Source organism: Methylocucumis oryzae, assembly GCF_000963695.1.
Lineage (GTDB): Bacteria > Pseudomonadota > Gammaproteobacteria > Methylococcales > Methylomonadaceae > Methylovulum > Methylovulum oryzae.
This window is the reverse complement of sequence record NZ_LAJX01000357.1, coordinates 1-4,207: the sequence shown is the minus strand read 5'-3', so window position 1 is coordinate 4,207 and position 4,207 is coordinate 1. Positions and strand designations below refer to the sequence as shown.

Below are 4,207 nucleotides of genomic sequence, written 5' to 3'. Positions count from 1 at the left end.
ATTTGCCGCGAGTTGGACATGGCCGTTCCAGTCCGAAATCGGGAATTCATAACGCGCAATCATGTTACCCTTGAATTTCGGGGTAACCGGCAGGCGTGACCCAGCAGGTGCAAGCAGGGCGTTGCCCGGCGTGGTGCAATCAAAGGTAGCATTCGCGATGCGGCAGAAATCGCGACGGATTTCGGCATCGTTATAGCTGAAGCCCGCGTTAAGGCTGAAACCGCCCTGACGGTAACCGACATCCATTTCGACACCGCGAATACGCGCGATACCGGCATTCCGGATTTCGGTCAGGCCGTTGGCACCGAGGAAGGAAAGCTGGATGTTGTTCCAATCTTCCTGATAGACGGCACCGTTGAAGCGGAATGCGCCGAAAGTGGTCTTCCAGCCAAGCTCGTAATTGTCGAGTTCATCCGGGCCATAAGGCGGGAGCGTACCGCGGCGGTTGATACCACCAGGACGGAAACCGCGTGACCAGGTTGCATAGACCAACGCGTCATCGTTGATCTTGTAGGTCGCATTCAGCTTGTGGATGAAATCGCTGTCCGATGTGTTCTTGTCCACATTGGTGCAAGGGGCACCGGGCAGGATCGGGGTAGCAAAGGTTCCGGTCGGGTTGTCGCGGAATTCTGCTCCCGTGGTGGTGACGCAGCGGGCAACACCTGTGTTCCGCGAATATCCGCGGGCAAAGCCAAAGAAGCCAAACAGCGAGTTGTCATATTTATAAACGCGCGCGCCACCGGTCAGCGTCAGCTTGTCGGTAACGTCAAAGCTGAGCTCACCAAATGCGGCATAGTCGCGATCGGTGCGCAATTGCTTGGTTAGCCAGATATTGCTTTCGGTTCCCGGAACGGTGATGCTGTCAGCGATATCGTCGATGATGTAGTTCTGCTCAATATTGTGTGTCTGGCGTTGCCAGAACAGACCACCGATGAAGCGAAGCGAAGCATCCTGCGGCGATGAAACTCGGAATTCGGCAAAGCTCTTACGATAACGGTCGATACCCTGAATATACTGGTTGGGGCTGACATAATCGCCGGCATTGTCATACCAGTAAGCACCATATCCCGACAAAGCGTCGTAGAAATAGCCATAGTCCGAATAGTCACTCTGGGTTTCAGTCTTGCGCCGCAGATGGCCGCCGGTGAGCGTCATATCCCAGTTGCCGATTTTACCCTCGATCGTCATCGCAGCCTGGATCCACTTATCCTTGCTGCCTTCAGGGTTATACTGGACGGTGGTATATTTACCGCTCGACTGGCCGGAGCGCTCACGCGCATAACTGCCTTCGGTATTCTGAATCTGGCCCATCAAAGTCGGCTTGATTGTCCAATTCTCGTCAAGATCGATACCGAGTGCAAGGCGTGCACCATAGGTTTCGGCATCGTTGTAGTTTTTCTCGACAAGGGCAGCGTTGTTTTGTCGTGATGCCCGATGTCGGATAGGTGCGCGATCCGGGCAAGTTATCGATATAACCGCCATCGTCGCGATACCAGCCGACCAGGCGCAAGGCTGCACTGTCACTAAGCGGCGCGTTGATAAAACCTTCGAATACCGAACCAAAGTCGCCATGGGCGACATTGTTGATCTCGACACCGGCATTTCCGTAGAAACCTGAAGTGTCTGGCGCATTGGTCACCAGCTTGAGCGTACCCGCCATCGAGCTTGCGCCATAGAGCGTGCCCTGCGGCCCGGCGAGCGCTTCGACACGGGCAAGGTCATAAGCATGAATGTCGAGCGCACCCTGGATCGTGGTGATCGGCATTTCGTCCAATAGGTACCAACGGTCGGAAGCGACGCTGAGTGGTTGGCATTTTCACCCGAAGCCACGCCGCGGAAATAGACCTGCGCGAAGCCAGGTCCACCCTGCTGGATGGTCACCGAGGGAAGGAATTTCACGACATCGGCAAATTCATTGACCTGCAGTTGGTCAAGCTTCTCGGTTCCAATCGCGGTGATCGCGACGGGAACGTCTTGCAAATTCTGCTCGCGCTTCTGCGCGGTAACGACGATTTCGTCGGTGTCTTCCGCCGCGGCTGACTGGGCATAGGCGGGAAGTGAAATTGCGACCGAACTTGAAGCCAGAAGCGTCGCGACCGCTGTACGTACATGCTTATTGCGTAGTGATTTGCGCATTGCGCACCCTCCATTATGTTGCAATGCCGCAATCCCACATATTTCTGGAATCATGCAAGATTTTTTCGTCTAATGACGTGTTTGGGCCAAATTATTCCGTCTGCTGTGGCTTTGGCGCAACGCTGCCATCAATCGTCGACAAAAGGGAAATCGATGTCCTGCTGGCGTTCTTACCCGAAAGGGCTTGCCAACTACTGACTGCGCGTTAGGCATATTCAAACAGGGTGAGGGACCGATCCGTATATGCAAAACTTCCATGGCTTTGCTTGGCAAGCGGCGTTTCCTGCCACTTTTTCGTCACCCAGTTCCTGAACGCGTTCAACGACAATTTCTTCAAGATGGCGATGGTGATGTTGATCACCTATTCCATCCTGCAGGGCGGAGAAGCCGAAGAAGCCTATTACAATGCGCTTGCGGGTGGCATTTTCATCCTGCCCTTCTTCCTGCTGTCGGCAATTTCAGGCCAGTTTGGCAGACAGCGGCGACAAAACCCGCATCATCCGTTTGGTCAAAAAACCGCCGAGATCTTCATCATGATCCTCGGCGCAGCCGGTATCTGGCTGCACAATATCCCGCTGATGTTCCTCGCGCTTTTTGCCATGGGCGTTCATTCGACCTTTTTTCGGCCCGATCAAATACGGAATCCTGCCGCAGCACCTTAAAGACGACGAAGTGTTGGGTGGTACCGGCCTCGTCGAAGCCGGCACCTATATTGCGATCCTGAGTGGTACGATCGTAGGCGGGATTTTGGACCCCAAGATTTCCGCTGTGGCCGTTATTCTTGTTGCATTGATCGGTCGCGTAACCGCACAATTCGTTCCCGCAGCACCACCGGAAGATGATGCGCCCACCGGCAAGATCGACTGGAACATTTTCCGTTCGAGCTGGCGCCTTGTGCGCGACACGATGCATGTGCCGCGCCTGTTCCTCGCGATCATGGCCATCAGTTTTTTCTGGGCTATCGGTGCAGTCCTTGCAGCGCAATTCCCGCCGATGGTCAAAAATGCCCTAGGCGGCGACAATACCGTCGCAACCATGTTTACCGCCATTTTCTCGGTGGGCGTCGCCATCGGTTCGGTGCTGATCAACCGCATTCTCAACGGCTCTGTTTCAGCGAAATATGCGCCGGCTTCGGTGTTGATCATGGCGGCTTTTGTTCTGTTGCTTTGGTGGGCCGTCAAAGGATGGGTGCATGTGCCCGACAACCCGCAAGATGCCGATGCGTTGCTGAACTATGCTGAATTCTGGGCATTGCGCAAGGTGACATCATCTTGTTTGCGCTTTTGGGAATAGCCGTGGCCGGCGGCATGTTCGTAGTGCCGCTATACGCGTTCCTCACCACTACGGTCGGCAAATCGCAAAACGGCCCGTACGGTTGCGGCAAACAATATCGTGAATTCTGGTGCGATGGTGATCGGCGCGTTTGGTTTACAGCCTGCTGACGGCGATGAACATCAGCACAGCCGATACCTTGTTCCTGATTGCTGCTGCGTGCCTCGTTTCAGCATGGATCAGCTGGAAACTGCACCTCGCCTGCGATTGAAGCGTCAGGCGATGAAGGTGTAGAACACCGTAAAAGAATGCGCCAAAGCTGATCAGGAACAGGTGCGTATCTTCGCGCTTGCCACCATTTCGCAGCAACTGGCTGCCACTTTGCAGGCACAGCAAGCACATGCGGAGCCAGTTCCTGACGGAAGGGGTGCTGCGAACCTTCATTCGATTGAACCAGCTGTCGTTGCATCGCGATTGTCCCTTAATGCTTTGGTTACGCGGGACGTTAACGTTTCATTAGGGATATTGGCGAGGCACAAAGGTGGTTAATAACGGTTCCGACGGCAACCGTTCCATTTTGCGACAGATTTTGTGGAGTGGTGCCCCTGGCCCGACTCGAACGGGCACACCTTTCGGTACTCGATTTTGAGTCGAGCGCGTCTACCAATTCCACCACAGGGGCAGTGAGGGGGAGCCTCTAGCGAAGCTCCCGCCCGGGCGCAAGCTACTTGCGCAGTTCGCGTTCCAATGTCTTGTGGGTCGACTTGCCATAAGGCGGTTTGAACCCTGCCATGCCGGC

5 protein-coding genes, 1 tRNA gene and 1 pseudogene are annotated in these 4,207 nt (G+C 54.9%); 2 read left to right on the top strand and 5 right to left on the bottom strand.

The annotated features are described in order from the left end of the window. The 3 genes and pseudogenes from VZ94_RS21525 to VZ94_RS33010 all read right to left on the bottom strand — a co-directional run. The coding region (locus VZ94_RS21525) for a TonB-dependent receptor domain-containing protein (RefSeq protein ID WP_239650141.1) at positions 1-1,311 on the bottom strand (1,311 nt) is incomplete at its 3' end. A gap of 28 nt (positions 1,312-1,339) precedes the next feature. Next, positions 1,340-1,765, bottom strand: a complete 426-nt coding sequence (locus VZ94_RS29960; protein ID WP_239650140.1) for a hypothetical protein — start codon at positions 1,763-1,765, stop codon at positions 1,340-1,342. 113 nt (positions 1,766-1,878) lie between these two features. Beyond that, a pseudogene (locus tag VZ94_RS33010) lies at positions 1,879-2,136 on the bottom strand (hypothetical protein); the annotation flags it as partial. A gap of 266 nt (positions 2,137-2,402) precedes the next feature. Here VZ94_RS33010 and VZ94_RS27515 point away from each other — a divergent pair. Together VZ94_RS27515 and VZ94_RS27510 are read left to right on the top strand one after the other, a co-directional pair. Next, positions 2,403-2,798, top strand: a complete 396-nt coding sequence (locus tag VZ94_RS27515; RefSeq protein ID WP_204369262.1) for a hypothetical protein — start codon at positions 2,403-2,405, stop codon at positions 2,796-2,798. Then, the gene (locus VZ94_RS27510) at positions 2,731-3,429 is read left to right on the top strand and encodes an MFS transporter (protein WP_204369261.1); all 699 of its coding nucleotides are present in this window, start codon (positions 2,731-2,733) and stop codon (positions 3,427-3,429) included. The genes VZ94_RS27515 and VZ94_RS27510 overlap by 68 nt, the downstream gene beginning before the upstream one ends. Positions 3,430-3,564: 135 nt before the next feature. On the opposite strand, the gene VZ94_RS26615 is transcribed toward VZ94_RS27510, so the two are convergent. Further along, on the bottom strand, positions 3,565-3,852 hold the full coding sequence (locus tag VZ94_RS26615) for a hypothetical protein (protein ID WP_192828702.1): 288 nt from the start codon (positions 3,850-3,852) through the stop codon (positions 3,565-3,567). Between the two features lie 153 nt (positions 3,853-4,005). Beyond that, positions 4,006-4,090: transfer RNA gene (locus VZ94_RS21510), tRNA-Leu, on the bottom strand. Positions 4,091-4,207 lie beyond the last annotated feature (117 nt).